The following is a 17,796-nucleotide window of genomic DNA, read 5'->3' as shown; positions in this document are numbered from 1 at the left end:
CGTCAGTTTGTCGGTTTATGTCTTCTATATAGGATATAGCTTCTTCCTACATAATTCAATGGCACGCTCCAGACATGGACCAATCGGGTGAATGGCCAGAAAGCGAAAATGGCAAAACCGGTCAAGATATGCAATTGGAAGGATAAAGGGGCGCCAGCCATCAGCGCCGGGTTCGGGTTCAGGAAGAACAAACCGCGGAACCAGACAGAAATGGTGGAACGGTAATCAAAATCCGGCTGCACCGCGTTGGTGACGATAGTGGCGTACATCCCCATAAAGACGATGAACAGCAATAGCGAATTGACGGCGAGATCGGAAAACGAGCTCAACTGGCGCACCCGCTTTAACGAGAAGCGGCGGAATGTCAGGATGAACATGCCGATCAAGGTGACAAGACCGAAGAAGCCGCCGATGTAGATCGCTCCGATATGGTATAGGTGGTCATTGACGCCGACTGCTTCCATCCAGGATTTCGGGATGGCCAGGCCTCCGATATGGCCAAAGATGACCGGGACAATGCCAAGATGAAACAGCAAACTGCCAAGCATCAATTGCTTTTTTTCGATAAATTCACTGGACTTCGCCGTCCAGTGGAATTTATCAGTGCGGTACCGGTAGATATGCCCGAAAATGAATACCGCGATGCAGATATACGGAAAAATCACCCATAGGACTTGGTCAACTGCGTTCATGTGCTTGGACCTCCTGTTCGATGCAGGCTTTGAATGTCTCCCGGAGCCCCTTCACCAAATGGAAATACGGGCTGCCGTGCTTTTCGAGACTTTTCAGCAAATGGTACGTGCCGTCTTCGAGGACGGCAATGAGCATGCCGAAACTTTGCGGAGAGCGCGGATCCCCGAGCCACTCGGCGGCATAAAGGAATTCGCACATGAGCGGCAGGTAATCCGACAATTCCGTTTCCGGCATTTCCAAGCCGAACATTTCATAGAGGACTTTGAGTTTGGCGAGCATCTGCCCACGCTCTTTCGCGTCCTCGAACTTGAAATACGTCATGAACAGCGTGCTGTCCTTCTGGAAGTCGAACGTATCCGTGTACATTTCCTGGATGTCGTCGAGGCTGAAGTTGTGCATCAGCCGCCAGTATTCCTGGACATGCGGATAGGCCGGATGATCGACAGTGAACGATTCTTCGATCAGCAAGGGATGGAAATCCAACTTTTCCGGATAGGTCAAGTGATATGCGAAAAATCCGAACGAATTTTTATAATGGTACAACTTTTCAAGATTAATCACGCCAGATCCCCCCGTAGAAATTCTCTTCGTAAATTTCCTTGCCGGATTTGGTCGCTGTTCCGGTCGGGCTCGGGCTCGCCGGTCCGCAGCCGTCGCACGATCCGCCGGACTCGGTTCCCCAGCCGCCCATGCCGCCGCTGTCATAGCCTTCCATGCCTTGGGCACGGTATGGATTGACGCGGCCTTCGCGGTGGGTGCTCGGGATGACGAAACGGTCTTCGTATTTCGCAATCGCGAGCAGGCGGTACATCTGCTCCGTCTGGTGCGGCGTCATGCCGACGCGCTCCAGGCGGCTGTTGTCGAATTCTTTGCCGGAAGACAAAGCGCGCATATACGAGCGCATCATCGCCATCCGCTGCAGGGACTTCTTGACTGTTTCGGTGTCGCCGGCAGTCAGCATATTCGCCAAGTACTGGATCGGCGTGCGCATTTCCTCGATGGCCGGGAAGATCATATCCGGATTTTTAATGGAATCCTTGCCTTCAAAATAATTCATGATCGGGCTGAGCGGCGGCACATACCAGACCATCGGCAGCGTGCGGTATTCCGGATGGAGCGGGAACGCCAATTGATGCTCGATCGCCAGCTTGTAGACCGGCGAATTCTGAGCCGCTTCGATCCAGTCTTCGGAGATGCCGTCCTTTTTCGCCTGCGCGATCATCTCAGGGTCGAACGGATTGATGAACAAGTCGCATTGGGCTTTGTACAGGTCTTTTTCATCTGGCGTGGAAGCGACTTCCAATACCCGGTCAGCGTCATAAAGGAGAACGCCGAGGTAGCGGATCCGTCCGGTGCATGTTTCCGAACAGACCGTCGGCAAGCCGGATTCGATCCGCGGGAAGCAGAACGTGCATTTTTCGGCTTTATTGGTCTGCCAGTTGAAATAGACCTTCTTGTACGGGCAGCCGGTCATGCAATAGCGCCAGCCGCGGCAGGCTTCCTGGTCGACCAGGACGATGCCGTCCTCTTCGCGCTTGTAGATCGCCCCTGCCGGGCAGGAAGCCACGCAGCTCGGATTCAGGCAGTGTTCGCAGAGCCTAGGCAAATAAATCATGAACGATTTCTCGAAGTTGAATTTGATTTCCTCTTCGATTTTCTGGATATTCGGGTCGAGCGGGCCGGTGATGTGCGCACCCGCCAAATCGTCCTCCCAGTTCGGTCCCCATTCGAGGTTCATTTTTTCTCCGGTGATGGCCGAATGGGCACGGGCGACCGGCGAATGTTCGGATTCGCCCGCATTGGTCAAGTGTTCATAATTATAGGTCCACGGCTCGTAATAATCCTTCATTTCCGGCATGTCCGGGTTGTAGAAGATTTTGCCGAGCGCCACTTTCGACAGCTTGTTGCCCGATTTCAGCTCCAGCTTGCCTTTCCGCAGCTGCCAGCCGCCTTTGTAGAGCTCCTGGTCTTCCCAGCGTTTCGGATAGCCGATGCCCGGTTTCGTTTCCACGTTGTTGAACCACATGTACTCCGCGCCTTTCCGGTTGGTCCAGGTTGTTTTGCAGGTGACGCTGCACGTATGGCAGCCGATGCATTTGTCCAGGTTCATGACCATTGCTACTTGTGCTTTAATTTTCAAGCCAGTCAACCTCCTTCATTTTCCGTACAGCCACATATTCATCGCGCTGGTTGCCGATCGGGCCATAATAATTGAAGCCGTAGCTCAATTGCGCATAACCGCCGACCATCTGGGTCGGTTTCATATGGATCCGCGTCGGTGCGTTATGGCTGCCGCCGCGCGTATCGGTGATTTCAGAACCCGGCACTTGGATGTGCTTGTCCTGTGCATGGTACATGAACATCGTTCCCCGCGGCATCCGGTGGCTGACGACGGCGCGGGCCGTCACGACCCCGTTGCGGTTATAAACTTCTAGCCAGTCGTTGTCGTCGATATTATGCGCGGCCGCGTCGTCGTTGTTGATCCACACCGTCGGGCCCCCACGGAACAGCGTCAGCATGTGCTGGTTGTCCTGATAGGTCGAGTGGATGTTCCACTTGCCGTGTGGCGTTAGGTAGCGCAGCACCAGCGAATCAACGCCGCCTTTGATTTTCTTGTCGTTAACTCCGAACACCATCGGCGGCAAGGTCGGCTTGTAGATCGGCAGCGCTTCGCCGAATTGCTGGAAAATCTCATGATCGATGTAGAAATGCTGACGGCCCGTCAACGTGCGGAACGGGACTAGGCGCTCAATATTCGTCGTGAACGGCGAGTAGCGCCGGCCCATCTTATTGGATCCTGAGAATACCGGCGTCGGGATGACTTCCCGCGGCTGGACCGTGATGCTTTGGAACGTAATCTTCTCTGCGGCCCGGTCGGCTGAAATATCTTTCAGCGTTACCCCGGTGTCTTTTTCCGCTTCCGCATAAGCTTTCTGCGAGACCCGTCCGTTCGTTGCCGACGACAGATTGAGCATGGCATCTGCCACTTGGCGGGCTGTCTGGATTTTCGGCAAGCCGTTCTTGATCGAATCATCGAAGAATGTGCCGTTGATGTGCTTGAGTTCTTCGTATTCATCGGCTACCGAGAAGCTGACGCCGTGTGCGCCGGTTTTGCCGACCACCAGATTCGGTCCGAGCGAAATGTATTTGTCGTGGATTTTCGTATAATCGCGCTCAACAATGCTGAAGTTCGGCATCGTTTTCCCTGGCTGTGCCGGGATATCGCCTTTGGTCCAATCTTTGACGAGGCCCATCGGCTGTGAAATCTCACTGACCGTATCATGTGCGAGCGGCGTAATGACCACGTCTTTATAGACGCCTGGCAAATGCGTTTTGGCCATGTCCGAGAAGCGCTCCGCCAGCTTGCTGTAAATGTCCCAGTCGGACCGTGACTCCCACAGCGGATTGACCGCCGGGTTGAATGGATGGACGAACGGGTGCATGTCGGTCGACGACAAGTCCGTCTTCTCATACCAGGTCGCCGCCGGAAGCACGATATCTGCATAAAGCGGTGTCGACGTCATCCGGAAATCAAGCGCGACCATCAGATCCAGTTTGCCTTCCACATCGTCGCGCCAAACAATCTCTTCCGGTTTCGCATCCGTATTCGGTTCTGCCAACAAGCCGTTCGACGTTCCCAGCAAATGCTTCATGAAATATTCCTGCCCTTTGGCAGAACTTGAAATCAGGTTGGACCGCCAAATGAACAGCGTGCGCGGGAAATTCTCCGGCGCCCCCGGATCTTCGATTGCAAACTTCGTGCTGCGGGATGTGACTTGCTCCACTGCATGGTCGATGATTTCTTTGTTCGTTTTCTTGCCTTCTCTTGCCGCTTCTTCTGCAAACAGCAGGCTGTTTTTATCGAATTGCGGATAAGACGGCAGCCAGCCTAGGCGTGCAGCCAGGACATTATAGTCTGCCGGATGCTGATAGGCGACTTCCCCGCTGAGCGGAGATTTCAAGCTGTCCGTACCTCCTTCTTCATAGCGCCATTGCTCGGTTGCGAAATAGAAGAACGACGTGGCGTTCTGCAGCCGCGCAGGCCCTTGCCAGTCTTTGGCGAAAGCGATGGTCGACCAGCCCTCGATCGGACGGCATTTTTCCTGACCGACATAATGCGCCCATCCGCCGCCGTTGACGCCTTGCGAAGCGGTCAGGACCACGAGGTTCAAGATCGCCCGGTAGATCGTATCGCTGTTGAACCAGTGATTGATGCCTGCTCCCATGATGATCATCGAGCGTCCGCCGGTATCAATGGAGTTCTGTGCGAATTCACGGGCAATCTGGATGACGATCGACGCTTTCACCGATGTCACCTTTTCCTGCCAGGCAGGGGTATAATGCGACGATTCATCATAATAGTCTTTGGCATTGTAAGGGCTGTCGGTCCGTGCCACTCCGTACTGGCTCATCATCAAATCATAGACCGTCGCCGCATACCGTTCCGTGCCATCCGCCAATGTCACTTTCATGGCCGGGATGACCCGCTTGAATACGCCATTTCCGGCATTATCAAAATAAGGGAAGACAATTTCGACCCATTCTTCGTTATGCCCCTCGACCGACAGCGCCGGCTCCACTTTGCTGCCGTCTTCATTTTCAAGAATCAAATTCCATTTCTTGTCTTCTTCCCACCGCTGGCCCATCGTGCCGTTCGGCACCTTCAAGCCATTAATCGCTTCATCAAATATGACCGGCTTCCAGTCGGCATGCTGGGATGCATCTCCCAGATCGCTCGCACGGAGGAAGCGCCCGCCTTTCAGGCTGTCTTCATGCTGATCGAGCAAAATCATGAACGGCATGTCGGTGAATTGCTTTGCGTAATTGATGAACATCGGCTCCTGTCGCTGCTGATAGAATTCATCCAGGATGACATGCGTCATCGCTTGCGCTAGCGCAGCATCAGTTCCGGGATGCGGAGCCAGCCAGTTGTCGGCAAACTTGACGTTTTCCGCGAAATCCGGTGCGACCGAAACGACTTTTGTCCCTTTATAGCGGACTTCCGTCATGAAATGCGCATCCGGCGTCCGTGTCAACGGCACGTTCGAGCCCCACATCATCAAATAGCCGGCGTTGTACCAATCCGAAGATTCCGGGACATCCGTCTGCTCGCCCCAGATTTGCGGCGATGCCGGCGGAAGGTCCGCGTACCAGTCGTAGAAGCTCAGCATCTGGCCGCCTAATAATGAAATAAAACGGGCGCCTGATGCATAGCTGATCATCGACATCGCCGGAATCGGAGTGAATCCCGCAATCCGGTCGGGGCCGTATTTCTGGATCGTATAGATCAGTTGTGCAGCAATTAGCTCCAGTGCATCTTCCCAATTGACCCGGATATGCCCGCCTTTGCCGCGCGCGGATTTATAGAATTGCGCTTTCTCCGGATCTTCGACGATGCTCGCCCAGGCATCCACCGGATTCGCATGCGCTTCGCGCGCCGCTTTCCACAAGCGCCAGAGGCGTCCGCGCATATACGGATATTTCACCCGAAGCGGGCTGTATTCATACCATGAGAAAGTCGCGCCGCGCGGACAGCCCCGTGGTTCGAACTCGGGCATATCCGGACCGCACGATGGATAATCGATCTGCTGGTTTTCCCATGTGATGATGCCGTTCTTGACGAATACTTTCCAGCTGCACGATCCCGTACAGTTGACGCCGTGCGTGGTGCGCACCACTTTGTCGTGCGACCAGCGCTGGCGGTACATGTTCTCCCAATCCCTGCTTTTCTCTTCAAGGATTGACCAGCTGCCGGAATAACTTTCGATTGGTTTGAAAAAGTTGAACCCGTATCTTTTTTTCATTGCTTATAACCACTCCTTTTCAGAATGAAAGACATTGAATGGAAAGGATCACGTCTCATTCGTATAATCTTATTATGAAATTCTTTCCAGACCGTTCCCATTAGGGAAAGTCCTATACAAGTGCTGGAAAACCCTTGTTGCAAAAATTCGCAATAAAAAAAACACACTTCTAGGGGATAGAAGTGTGGGAGTATGTACACAAAAGAATAAACAAATTTTAAATTTTATAAATATGCATGAAATGAAAGGAATACCGGATCCTTCACTTCAGGGGGACGCTTTCCGCGGGCTTGCGCCGAACTAACTCGGACTGGCGTCCGAGTGGATTTCGGCACTTCGCTTTCCCGCAGGAGTCGCCACCTTCCGTTCTGGATCCTGAAGCCAGCGGCTTGTACTTAGCGAATTAAAATTGAATCTATTTCTCCTGCCTCTTCAATTAGATACAAGTGACGCTCCCTAGCGGGCTGGCCACGAGACTCCTGTGGGAGCAGTGAAGGAGCGAAGCGACTGAGCGACTCGAGCTGAAGGCCCCGCAGGAAAGACTTGGCCTGCCAAGTCTTTGCGACGAAGCTAGCGCAGCGATGCAGGAGCATGGTTTTTCAGTGACGAGGAGACTGAAGCCGAGCCCACAGAAAGCGAAGTGGCCAGCCCGGTCGGGCTTTTACATCTCTATTCATCATAATTAGACTTTGTCTACAGGCTGACACACATCTATTGGATAGTAGTGTGCACGAGCGGCGTTTGTTCTACCATTTCCCCTTTTTCGATGCGGATGGTGCGGTGAGCCAGTTTTTCCGCATCCGCTTTCCGGTGGGTCACGATGATCACCGGAATCTTCCATAATTGATGGATGCGGATGAGCTCTTCGTGGCAGCGGTTCCGCGTATCGTCATCCAGTGCCGAGAACGGTTCGTCCAGAAGCAGGATATCGGGCTTCGCGGCCAATGCCCGGGCGAGCGCCACCCGCTGCTTCTCGCCCCCTGAAATCTGATGAGGGTATTTCTTCAGGATTCCTCGAATGCCGAGAATGTCCACCAAATCGTCGACGTCGCTTGTTCCCGCTCCTTGGGGCAAACTATAAAGTATGTTTTTCTCGGCTGAGAAATGAGGGAAAAGGGCGTAATCCTGAAACAAATAGCCGACTTTCCGCTGTTGGATCTTTAAGGGCTTTTCGCCTCCCTTAAAGAAGGTTTTTCCGTTCAGGGAAATCTCCCCTTTATCCGGCTGGACGATGCCTGCAATGCAATTCAGGAAAGTGGTCTTGCCTGAACCGGACGATCCGATCACTGCCAAGATTTCATTGTCAAGTTCGAAATCGATATGCAGATCGAAATTCTCTAGCCTTTTTGTGAAATGCGCTTTCAGCATCCTTTTCACTCCTTCCCGAGGCGGACTTCGTTCTTTTTCCGCCAAAAATTCAGCCAAGCGATAACTGTAAATCCGATTGTGGAAATGATGATCACCCAAAAGGCCGCTTTTTCCATTTCGCCAGCCTCATAGGCAAAGTAAATAGCAAGCGGCACCGTTTCAGTTTGGCCGGGGATATAGCCCGCGACCATCAACGTAGCGCCGAATTCTCCAATGCCCCGTGCAAATGACAGAATCAGGCCGGCGAAAATTCCTGGCCACGCGAGCGGAAAAGAAATCGTCCGGAAGATCCTCCATTCAGAAACTCCCATTGTGCGGGCCACGTTCTCCCAACGGGGGTCGACTTTCTCAAATGCGGCAAGGGCGCTTTGGTACATCAACGGTAGCGATACGACGAACGATGCAATGGCTGCGCCTACCCATGTGAATACGAGGCGGATGCCGAACCATTCATCCAGCACGGAGCCGATCGGGCCATTCAAGCCAAAAAGATAGATCAGCCCGAAGCCGATGACGGTCGGCGGCAGAACAAGCGGCAGCAAGATCAGCGCCTCCACCAGGCTTTTTCCGTAAAACTCTTTCTGCCCCATGAACCGCACGAGCAGCAGGCTCACGATAAAGACGAAAACGGTTGAAATGACGGCAACGCGTGCCGATAACATCAATGGCGATAAATCGAATGGCATCAGGGAGCCTCCTCAATCGACAAGAACCCGTATTCCTTCAATAGCCTCTGCCCGTCGGGACCGGCCAGAAATGCCAGAAACGCTTCCGCTGCCGCTTTGTTTTCGGAATCCTCCAACACAGCCGCTGGATAAATGATTTCCAGCCCTTCCGCCTTCAACGGGACAGCCGTCTTGATCGATTTGGAAACCCCGGCGTCCGAGGCATAGACGATTCCGATATCCGCATTGCCGCTTTCCACATAACTCAAGACCTGCCGTGCGTCTTTTGCATAGATCATGCGGCCATCAAGCGCTTCCCATAACCCAAGCCGGCTCAATGCCTTTTTCGAATAAATGCCGAGCGGCACGCTTTCCGGTTCACCGACAGCAATCAGCCCTTCCGCTGCATTCAACAGCGCTTTTGCATCCGTTTCCGGCAGTTTTTCAGCAGAAGCGAGCACCAGCTCATTTCCCGCAAAAGGGGTGATGCTGTTCTTATGTACGAGACCTTGATCGAGGACCATTTCCATGTCTTTTTCGCTTGCCGACAGGAACAGGTCGACCGGCGCCCCTTGCTTGATCTGGTTGCTGAGCTTGCTGGAGGAACTGAAATTGAAGACCAGCTCTGTCTCGGGATGGGTTTCAGCAAATTGCTGCTCTGCAGCTTTCATGACTTCCGTCAAACTTGAGGCGGAGGAGACGAACAGCTCGGTCTTGCCGCCGGCTGAAGTTTGTCCGCAGGCAGATAACAGCAAAGCCGCCGTCAGCATCGCCAATTTCTTCATAATATCCCCTCGCTCTTCGCTTGTCGGACTGCCGGACACATTCGTTTCCAGCGGACCGCTTTTTACTTTTAGTGTACCTGAAAGGGCAGCAGAAAACCCGCATTCCTGGCAAAATCGCTGCAAAAAATATGGTTTTCCCTGCCGCAAAAGCGGCTATAGTACAAACCCTATCAGGGACTTCCCTTTTTCGATAAGGGAATGTCCCTAGCTAGCAATATTAACCAAATCGGTCGTGCTATACTGAGAAAAAAGAGAGGATGAAGCGAAATGTCAGGACCTTCTTTGCGCCAATTACATGCCCACCATGCCATCCATCAAGGCGGATTGTCCGGTGCGATCACCAAAACGGAAGAATTGGAGGATCTGCTGCGGGCAAAGGAATATGAAGTCGCTCTCCAGGCTGCAGACCACCTCGTTGATTATTGGGAGACCCGTGTCATCAGCCATGCCGATGCAGAAGAAGAAGGGTTTTACCTTGAAATGCTCGAAGCCGATCCGAAACTCGAAGATGCCGTTTCAAAATTGACGCGCGACCATGACTTGCTGCGGATCATCGCCAGCGATATCAAGGAAATGCTGAAAAAGGACGGCATCACGTATGAAGTGATGCAGCAATTCCATGCACTTTTGGTCATCAACGCCATACATAGCCGAGATGAGGAACGTCTTCTGCTCGAGGATGCGTCGTTATGAACCGGCTCATCGGCGAAAAAAATACCGCAGCCGGAAGAAATGAACCTTGCCCATGCGGCAGCGGAAAGAAGTATAAAAAGTGCTGCGGCGTCGGCGAAACAGAAAACAATCTCTTGCAGGAGCAGAACCAGGTTCTTCATTCCCTGCTGCAGGAGTTTTTCGAAAACCACCCGCGCCCAACGCATCAGAAGAATTTGCTAGCGTGGAAAGACAAAACGGAGGACTTGCTCGTACCTCTTTATGGCGAGGATAAATCCGGCGGCATCATCGGCGACGCCTTTTTCTTCTCGGAACGGGTGGATATCTGGAACGGGTTCATCGAACAAAAAATTCAGCGCGAACTCCGGCCGCAGATCCTCCAAGTGCTCCAAACGTGGATCGACCCGCCTTTTTTGGCGGCCGAAATCCTTTCCATCTCAAACTACTGCGCAGAAATGCGCGATGTGCTGTCTGGCCGGCATTACACGATCGACGTCAACGAATCCTTCCCGGTTGAAGCCGGGAACATCGCGCTCGGGTTTTATTTGCCCGACAAGCGGCGCGGTGAAGATTTCCTGATGGCGCTCAACAGCATCACGGCTGCGGTCGATGTGTCGCCGGAAACGGTTGAAAAGCTGAAAGAAATGTATCGTACTTCAGTAGCTGCTACTGCCCAAGCATTCTATAGAGCGAACCTTGTCACGATTTACCAGATGTTCAGCAGCGGGCTCCGCAGCACCCATGAAGTTTCAGAAGAAGTGCTGAAAGCTGTGCAGGGGCTTGAAGAATTCCTGATTGAGCAGGATCTGAAGAGCGATCTTTTGATTGAAACCTTGTTTCATTACCTGGAGCCGCTCTCATCTGTGCCTGAAGCTGCAATCGCCGGCGCCGCCGAGTTCGGCATGAGCCAAGGCTTGCTGGATCTTGGTTGGCCGCCCGGCAAGTCGGCGGAAGTTTTTGGTGTGGACCGGGGCGAAGTGAAAGTTTTTGCTGAGGGCTTGCAGGTTTTTTATGAAGAAACCATCGCCCATCAGGAAAAAGAAGCGGAATACGCATTTGAAGTCGGCACGCAGCCCAAAGCGAAAGAGCTGCACAACTGGCAGCTTTTCATGCATCTAAAGCACACTGCAATCAGCAGCGAGGCGGCGTTGAAGCGCCATATGGAATATTATCATGACAAGCCGTACGAACCGAAGTCCGATTCGGAAAAAGCCCAGCTGCTGGCTTATCGGCTGTATGCAGAAGCTCACGCGGCCGAAATGGCTGAAGGGCTGCATGAAGTGCAGCAGCTCGATCCGCAGCTGGCAGACGGTTTTCTCCTGGCGGCAGCGGCAGAAAAGGAACCGCGGCAAAAAGAGACCTTGCTGAAGAAAGCTGTCAGCAGCAGCAGGATCCAGTTTGAACCGGACATGGAAATCCCTTGGCTCTATATTCCGAACCGCCCTTATCTCCGGGCTGTCTTTCTCCTCGGCGTCCACTATTGGGAGCAGCGGAATCTTGAAGAAGCCTTCAGCGAATTCAGGAACTTGCTGCAGGTCAATCCCGGCGACCATCAAGGCGCCCGATATCTGGCCGTTTCATCGTTGATCGGCCTCGGCCGCCTCGAAGAAGCGGAAAGCCTCATCGCCCATTACGAGGAAGATTATTCGGATAATGCGTTTTATTCCTGGTTCAAATGGCTGATTGCACGAAGCCGCAGCATCCACGGGGCCGCGACCCAGGAACTTTACGTGAAAGCGGCCGAAGGGAATCCGTATGTCAAAAAACACGTTGAACAGCGGCGTTCACCATTGCCTTATCCGAAAAAAGAGATCATCTCCCCGCGCTCGCCTGAGGAAGCCCGGTTGATCTGGTCACTTTTGGCGCCTGCGTTGATGCACTGATACACTTATTCGAATGCCAGAAGCTCCAAAAAGCAGGGCCAAACCGTTTATCCGGTTTGGCCCTGCTTTTATGGTTTCGGTTCAGCTGTTAATGGAATTGGTCTGGCGGTCATCTTTCGCCGTTTCAAAATTGCCTTCGCCTACACGGCGGCGGATTTCCTCTTCCGTTAATTTTTCGGCGATGCCGCCGGTCGGAATATCACTTGCCCCTTCTTCCATTTCCACCCGTTCCACTCTCGCAAAGCCTGCATTTGTCTGCCGGCCGATTGCTTCGCGTTCCTGTCGGCTCGTGTAGCGGTCTTCCGGTTTGTTTTCGGTTGCCATGGGCTTTACCTCCTTTTGGTTTCTTGCTTAACATTTCCCGGGAACGCAATCCATCAAACCGAACGCTACCTGACCATATTGTCGCTGCCGAAGAAATTGCGGAACATCTGGACTGTCGTATCCCGGTTCATCGCAGAAATCGAAGTTGTCAGCGGAATTCCTTTTGGACAGGATTCCACGCAATTCTGTGCCATCCCGCATTCCTGGATGCCCCCTGGCCCCATCAACAAGGTCAACCGTTCGTCCTTGTTCATCGCGCCGGTCGGATGGGCGTTCATGAGCCGCACTTGTGAAATGGGAGCCGCGCCGATAAAGTCGGTTTTGTCATTGACGTTCGGACAAGCTTCCAGACAGACGCCGCAGGTCATGCATTTGGACAACTCATAAGCCCACTGCCGTTTGCGCTCGGGCATGCGCGGTCCCTCCCCCAGATCATGCGTCCCGTCAATCGGAATCCAGGCTTTCAATTTTTTCAAAGTATCGAACATCTGGCTGCGGTCCACAATGAGGTCCCGGACAACCGGAAAGGTTTTCATCGGCTGCAGCCGGATGGGCTGCTCGAGCTGGTCCACGAGCGCTGTGCACGACTGCCGGGCTTTGCCGTTGATGACCATCGAACACGCACCGCATACTTCTTCAAGGCAGTTCATGTCCCACACGACCGGCGTGGTCTTTCCCCCTTCGGCGTTGATCGGGTTGCGCCGGATTTCCATCAATGCAGAAATCACATTCATATTTGTGCGGTACGGCAATTCGAACTTTTCCCAGTATGGCTTATCCTCCGGTTTGTCACGCCGCTCAATTTCAAAAATCACCGTTTTTGCCGCTTCCCCCATATCCTCTTCCCCTCTCCTGCATACTTTAGTTTCTTCTTGTAGACTGGCTGCCGCTCCTGAAGGCCGTCATGAAACCATGCCAAGCATTCCATTATTCCCGAAACATGCCTGTGAAAAGGGAATATCTTTATTTCCTCTTTAAGTATACCAATCATTGTCAGTATTTTCAAAAAACACTCCTTTATTTCGACTGAGGACAAACTTCCGAAAAGCATGTTTCTTCCGCTTTTCTTCAGTACTTGATGCGTGTCAAGGATTTGTGGATGCAGAACCCGTAGTCTGTACATAAGGAGACCATTCCGGACGGCTGATTGCATTGCATAGTGATGGGAGGGACAGCCATGAAGCGGATTTTGATCCTCTACGCCAGTTCTACTGGAAACACAGAAGAGATCGCCAGCCTGCTGGACAAATCGATTGACCGCGAAACCTTCGAGGTGGTGCTTAAGAACCTGGAAATGGAAGAAGTTGATGCAACTCAGCTCACGCAGTACGACGGCATCCTATTTGGCACATATACGTACGATGACGGCGATCTGCCTTTTGAAACGGACATCTTCTGCGACAATTTGGCTGCAGTAGATTTGAGCGGCAAGGTCGTGGGGCTTTTCGGTTCCGGCGATACGGCGTATTCACTGTTTTGCCAAGCGGTGGACACCATGAAGACGGTTTTCGCGCATGCCCATGCAGAAGTCTTGGAAACTTCTGTGAAAATCGACCTTGATCCGTATGAACCGGAAGATTTTGCTGCCATCCAAAAACTCAGCAGGGAGATCCAGCACGCGTTGTCGGTTGCTGCCGCAGTTGAAGAAAATGGACCATAAATGAAAAAGGAGAGATTCCCATGAAAGCAAAAGCGAATAAACCGTATGATTTTCGTGAAGAAACGGACCGCATGGTAAATGAAGGGCTCGGCAACGGCACGGTCAACCCGAAATATGCGGAAACGCATGAAAAAATAAAAGCTAAAGAAGCGTTGCCGACAGCTCTGGCAGCGGAAGAACAAGAGCCGGAAAAAGGAGGAGATTTGACATGAATGCCATCCAATCCATTCCGTTCCTCGATTTCAGCTTTACACAGCTCTTGCACGAACATAATCTTCTCTTGATAGCGGGGATCGTGGTCCTGTTCATTTCCATCCTGCTGCGTTCTTTTAAAATAGCGGCCGTCCAACTATTCCTGCTCTTGCTTTTATTTGCGAGCATCGAAGTGTTCAGCAATCCGCTTTATGTCCTGCTTGCAGTTTTGCAGGCCGCATTGGCTCTGTGGGTCCTTTGGAAAGTCAAAAACGAAGTGGACATCACGTATTACCGGCAATGCGAGAAAACCTTGAAAAGACCGCGTGACATCACGCTCGGCGGAAATGCCGGCACCCACCGCCTGCTGTACTGAGCCGCACGGCATAAGCCCCTTCGCGAAACTCTGCGAAGGGGCTTTATTTGTTCGACGGAATTTGTTGGGTCACTCAACCCTGAACGAAACTGCCAGCGAAGTCTCCTGCACCGGCTCTTCAAGCGACAGGAATGTTTTCACAAGCCGGTACTCTCCCGGTGGCAGTGTGATTCCAAGAGCTGCAATAGAGAAATGCTGCACGGTTTGTTCGAAGGATTCCAATTCCATTCCAAAATCCTTCATCGAGGGATCCTTCAAAAACACCGCATCCGAATGGATCAAAGCGAACCATTCGCCTTCTTGCTTCACTTCGATATAGACATATTCCCCGTATCCCACGTTTTTGGGGCTCTTGTTTTCCATCAAGATCTCCAAGCGGTCCGGCGGATGTTCGAACACGTCCTCGGCCAAATCGATGGACAGTCCATCTCTCGCCTGGAACAGCTTTTGGTCGGGTGATGGATGGTCAAGTGCCGCAGGGCCGGCATTGCTGCAGCCGGCGAGAATCAGAAGCAGAAAAACCGTCCCTATCCGAATCATAATATCACCTCTCCCCCTAGCGTAAGCCGAATAGGGGAAGCGCGCCTTGACCGCCATCAATGAATGAAAATTGCAGCAAAAAAAACCGGTATACCTAAGGGGGATAGGAATACCGGTCAAAGGGGTCGCCGAAAGCGGGTACCAAGCGCTTCGGCTTTATAGATGGACTTGTTCACCCGATGAGTTGCTTGGCAAGTCCCAGTTGGTGATGTACTTGATCAAATCCAGTGCCCCCGAGCGAATTTCTGCGTTTCACGGCAGTTTTCGGCTTCAAGGTTTCGTAAATGTCTTCACCGATCAGCGGACTGGCGTCCTGTAGGTCCGAAAGCGGCAGGTCCTTCAGGTAATAGCCGCGCTGGATGCAGGTGAACACCAACTTGCCCGTCACATCGTGCGCTTCGCGGAACGGCATGCCTTTGGCAGCCAGGTAATCGGCAAGTTCCGTGGCATTGGAAAAGTCGGAATGCACCGCTTTTTCCATGGAATCTGTGCGGACCGTCATCGTACGGACCATCCCTTCAAAGATCGGCAACGATCCCATCAAGGTGTGGACCGTATCAAACATGCCTTCCTTGTCTTCCTGCATGTCTTTGTTATAAGCAAGCGGCAGGCCTTTGAGCGTTGTCAGCAACCCGAAGAGGTTGCCGTAGACGCGGCCCGTCTTGCCGCGGATCAATTCCGCCATATCGGGATTTTTCTTTTGCGGCATGATGCTCGAGCCGGTCGAGAACGTATCGTCGAGTTCGATGAAACGGAACTCTTCGCTCGACCACAAAATGATTTCTTCAGCAAAACGCGACAAATGCATCATGAGCATCGAAGCGTTGCTAAGGAATTCAATGATGAAATCCCGGTCGCTGACAGCATCCAGGCTGTTTTGGTAGACCCCTGAAAACCCAAGGAACTCAGCCGACAGCTCGCGGTCGATCGGAAACGTAGTCCCGGACATCGCTCCTGCACCAAGCGGCGAGAGGTCGATCCGTTTCAGCGATTCCGAAAGGCGCTCTTTGTCGCGCTGGAGCATCCAGAAATACGTCAGCAAATGATGGCCGAATGAAATCGGCTGGGCTCTTTGCAGATGGGTATAACCCGGCACCACAGTTTCAATATGGGCTTCCGCTTGATCGACAATTGCCGACTGGAAAGCGGACACTGCTTCTATGATTTCATTTACCCGGTTTTTCAAATATAAATGCATATCTGTCGCAACTTGGTCATTCCGGCTTCTTGCTGTGTGCAGTTTGCCGCCGACCGGTCCGATTTCATCGATTAAATGCTTTTCCAAGTTCAAGTGGATGTCTTCATTCGAAACACTGAATTCCAGATCCCCCGCCTGCGCTTTCACCTTCAGCGTCTCCAGGCCGGAGAGGATCAGTTCGGCATCGTCCTGGGAAATGATTTCACAGGCAGCGAGCATTTTGACATGTGCCGTGCTGCCTTCAAGATCTTCCATGACGAGCTTTTGGTCAAACGATATCGAAGCGCCGAATTCATCGACCCACTGTTCGGCCGATTTCTGGAAACGGCCGCCCCACAGTTTGGTCATGCTTTCACCTTCTCTTTCACTTGTTCCGTGACGGCGACTTCTTTCTTGTTCACCATCGCATTGACGACTGTCGGAAGGCCCCATAGTTCAATGAAACCGACAGCGGATTCGTGGTTGAATGTGTCGTCTGTCGAATACGTCGCCAACTGCTCGCTGTACAGCGAATTCGGCGATTTACGCCCTTCTGTGATGGCATGCCCTTTGAACAGTTTCACACGGACCGTACCATTGACGAATTCCTGCGTTTCTTTCAGGAATGCCTCTAGCGCGACACGCAGCGGTGAGAACCACAGGCCTTCATAGATGATTTCCGTCATTTTCTTCTCGATGACCGGTTTGAAATGGGCCATTTCTTTGACCAATGTGATGTCTTCAAGCTCTTTATGCGCTGCAATCAATGTCATCGCAGCAGGCGCTTCATAAATTTCACGTGATTTGATGCCGACCAAACGGTTCTCGACATGGTCGATTCTTCCGACGCCGTGCTTGCCGGCGATGTGGTTCAATTCAAAGATCAATTGCGTCAACTTGTACGGCACGCCGTTCAATGCGACCGGCACCCCTTTGACGAATTCGATTTCGACGATGTCCGGTGTATCCGGCGTATTTTCAAGCGCTGACGTCAGCTCATAAGCGTCCGCCGGCGGCGTTGCCCAAGGATTCTCCAGAATGCCGCATTCGTTCGCACGTCCCCAAAGGTTCATGTCGATCGAGAACGGGCTGTCGAGATTGACCGGAATCGGAACATTGTGCTCTTTGGCATATGCAATTTCCTCGTCGCGCGACCAGCCCCACTGGCGAACCGGTGCCACAACTTCAAGCGCCGGGTTCAGTGACTTGATGGAAACTTCAAAACGCACCTGGTCATTCCCTTTTCCTGTACAACCATGCGCAACAGCAGTCGAGCCGGTTTCTTCGGCAATTTCAACCAGTTTTTTCGAAATTAACGGACGCGACAGCGCGGACACCAACGGGTATTTCCCTTCATATAATGTATGGGCTTGTAATGAAATAAGTGCATATTCTTCCGCAAATTCATCTCTCGCATCGATCATGTAACTTTCAACGGCGCCCACTTGAAGTGCTTTTTGCTTGATGAACTCCAAGTCTTTTCCTTCGCCGATGTCGAGGCATACCGCCACGACGTCATAGCCTTCCGCTTTCAGCCATGGAATTGCCACCGATGTATCAAGTCCCCCAGAGTAAGCCAGTACGATTTTTTTATTCAATATGAAAACCTCCAATGTATTTTTATGCATTATCTGATATGAATATTCATATAATAGCA

Annotated in this window: 17 protein-coding genes; 5 read left to right on the top strand and 12 right to left on the bottom strand. The window is 52.3% G+C overall.

The features are described 5' to 3' along the window. Positions 1–2: 2 nt before the first annotated feature. The 7 genes from narI to modA form a co-directional block, all read right to left on the bottom strand. Positions 3–692 carry a respiratory nitrate reductase subunit gamma gene (narI, locus tag ACFSDB_RS14690; protein WP_204890538.1) on the bottom strand — a complete coding sequence of 230 codons (690 nt, stop codon included), beginning with the start codon at positions 690–692 and terminating at the stop codon, positions 3–5. After that, the gene (gene narJ, locus ACFSDB_RS14685) at positions 679–1,254 is read right to left on the bottom strand and encodes a nitrate reductase molybdenum cofactor assembly chaperone (protein ID WP_204890537.1); all 576 of its coding nucleotides are present in this window, start codon (positions 1,252–1,254) and stop codon (positions 679–681) included. Before narJ ends, narI begins: the two co-directional genes overlap by 14 nt. Continuing rightward, positions 1,247–2,833 carry a nitrate reductase subunit beta gene (narH, locus tag ACFSDB_RS14680; protein ID WP_204890536.1) on the bottom strand — a complete coding sequence of 529 codons (1,587 nt, stop codon included), beginning with the start codon at positions 2,831–2,833 and terminating at the stop codon, positions 1,247–1,249. Before narH ends, narJ begins: the two co-directional genes overlap by 8 nt. Then, positions 2,823–6,497, bottom strand: coding sequence for a nitrate reductase subunit alpha (locus ACFSDB_RS14675; protein WP_204890535.1), 3,675 nt, complete (start codon positions 6,495–6,497; stop codon positions 2,823–2,825). The genes narH and ACFSDB_RS14675 overlap by 11 nt, the downstream gene beginning before the upstream one ends. 711 nt (positions 6,498–7,208) lie before the next feature. Further along, positions 7,209–7,865 carry an ATP-binding cassette domain-containing protein gene (locus ACFSDB_RS14670; RefSeq protein ID WP_204890534.1) on the bottom strand — a complete coding sequence of 219 codons (657 nt, stop codon included), beginning with the start codon at positions 7,863–7,865 and terminating at the stop codon, positions 7,209–7,211. Positions 7,866–7,870: 5 nt separating this feature from the next. Beyond that, a complete protein-coding gene (gene modB, locus ACFSDB_RS14665; protein ID WP_204890533.1) occupies positions 7,871–8,551 on the bottom strand; it encodes a molybdate ABC transporter permease subunit in 681 nt (226 codons plus the stop codon). Continuing rightward, the gene (modA, locus tag ACFSDB_RS14660; RefSeq protein WP_204890532.1) at positions 8,551–9,315 is read right to left on the bottom strand and encodes a molybdate ABC transporter substrate-binding protein; all 765 of its coding nucleotides are present in this window, start codon (positions 9,313–9,315) and stop codon (positions 8,551–8,553) included. Before modA ends, modB begins: the two co-directional genes overlap by 1 nt. A 267-nt stretch (positions 9,316–9,582) precedes the next feature. Here modA and ACFSDB_RS14655 point away from each other — a divergent pair, with 267 nt between their 5' ends. Further along, on the top strand, positions 9,583–10,008 hold the full coding sequence (locus tag ACFSDB_RS14655; protein WP_204890531.1) for a hemerythrin domain-containing protein: 426 nt from the start codon (positions 9,583–9,585) through the stop codon (positions 10,006–10,008). Beyond that, complete coding sequence (locus tag ACFSDB_RS14650) at positions 10,005–11,870, top strand: SEC-C metal-binding domain-containing protein (RefSeq protein WP_204890530.1); 1,866 nt, start codon at positions 10,005–10,007, stop codon at positions 11,868–11,870. The genes ACFSDB_RS14655 and ACFSDB_RS14650 overlap by 4 nt, the downstream gene beginning before the upstream one ends. An 81-nt stretch (positions 11,871–11,951) precedes the next feature. Here the strand turns inward: ACFSDB_RS14650 and ACFSDB_RS14645 are convergent, their stop codons facing one another. Both ACFSDB_RS14645 and sdhB read right to left on the bottom strand, forming a co-directional pair. Continuing rightward, on the bottom strand, positions 11,952–12,194 hold the full coding sequence (locus ACFSDB_RS14645; protein WP_204890529.1) for a hypothetical protein: 243 nt from the start codon (positions 12,192–12,194) through the stop codon (positions 11,952–11,954). 65 nt (positions 12,195–12,259) lie between these two features. Next, the gene (gene sdhB / locus ACFSDB_RS14640; protein WP_204890528.1) at positions 12,260–13,030 is read right to left on the bottom strand and encodes a succinate dehydrogenase iron-sulfur subunit; all 771 of its coding nucleotides are present in this window, start codon (positions 13,028–13,030) and stop codon (positions 12,260–12,262) included. Between the two features lie 341 nt (positions 13,031–13,371). On the opposite strand from sdhB, the gene ACFSDB_RS14635 reads away from it, so the two are divergent. The 3 genes from ACFSDB_RS14635 to ACFSDB_RS14625 are packed head-to-tail and all read left to right on the top strand — an operon-like array spanning position 13,372 to position 14,422. After that, positions 13,372–13,854, top strand: coding sequence for a flavodoxin domain-containing protein (locus ACFSDB_RS14635; RefSeq protein WP_204890527.1), 483 nt, complete (start codon positions 13,372–13,374; stop codon positions 13,852–13,854). Positions 13,855–13,874: 20 nt separating this feature from the next. Continuing rightward, entirely contained in the window at positions 13,875–14,066 is a 192-nt protein-coding gene (locus ACFSDB_RS14630) for a hypothetical protein (protein ID WP_204890526.1), read from the top strand. Continuing rightward, positions 14,063–14,422 carry a hypothetical protein gene (locus ACFSDB_RS14625; RefSeq protein ID WP_204890525.1) on the top strand — a complete coding sequence of 120 codons (360 nt, stop codon included), beginning with the start codon at positions 14,063–14,065 and terminating at the stop codon, positions 14,420–14,422. The genes ACFSDB_RS14630 and ACFSDB_RS14625 overlap by 4 nt, the downstream gene beginning before the upstream one ends. A 69-nt stretch (positions 14,423–14,491) precedes the next feature. On the opposite strand, the gene ACFSDB_RS14620 is transcribed toward ACFSDB_RS14625, so the two are convergent. From ACFSDB_RS14620 to ACFSDB_RS14610, 3 genes are all read right to left on the bottom strand, one after another. Continuing rightward, positions 14,492–14,962: an immunoglobulin-like domain-containing protein gene (locus ACFSDB_RS14620; RefSeq protein ID WP_204890524.1), complete on the bottom strand. Its 471-nt coding sequence runs from the start codon at positions 14,960–14,962 to the stop codon at positions 14,492–14,494. A 172-nt stretch (positions 14,963–15,134) separates the two neighbouring features. Further along, positions 15,135–16,508, bottom strand: coding sequence for an argininosuccinate lyase (argH, locus tag ACFSDB_RS14615; RefSeq protein ID WP_204890523.1), 1,374 nt, complete (start codon positions 16,506–16,508; stop codon positions 15,135–15,137). After that, positions 16,505–17,740 (bottom strand): argininosuccinate synthase, encoded by a 1,236-nt coding sequence (locus tag ACFSDB_RS14610; protein WP_204890693.1) that lies wholly within the window; start codon positions 17,738–17,740, stop codon positions 16,505–16,507. Before ACFSDB_RS14610 ends, argH begins: the two co-directional genes overlap by 4 nt. Positions 17,741–17,796: the final 56 nt, after the last annotated feature.

This window comes from Planococcus chinensis, from assembly GCF_042681545.1.
GTDB lineage: Bacteria > Bacillota > Bacilli > Bacillales_A > Planococcaceae > Planococcus > Planococcus chinensis.
This window is presented reverse-complemented; position numbering and strand designations above follow the sequence as displayed.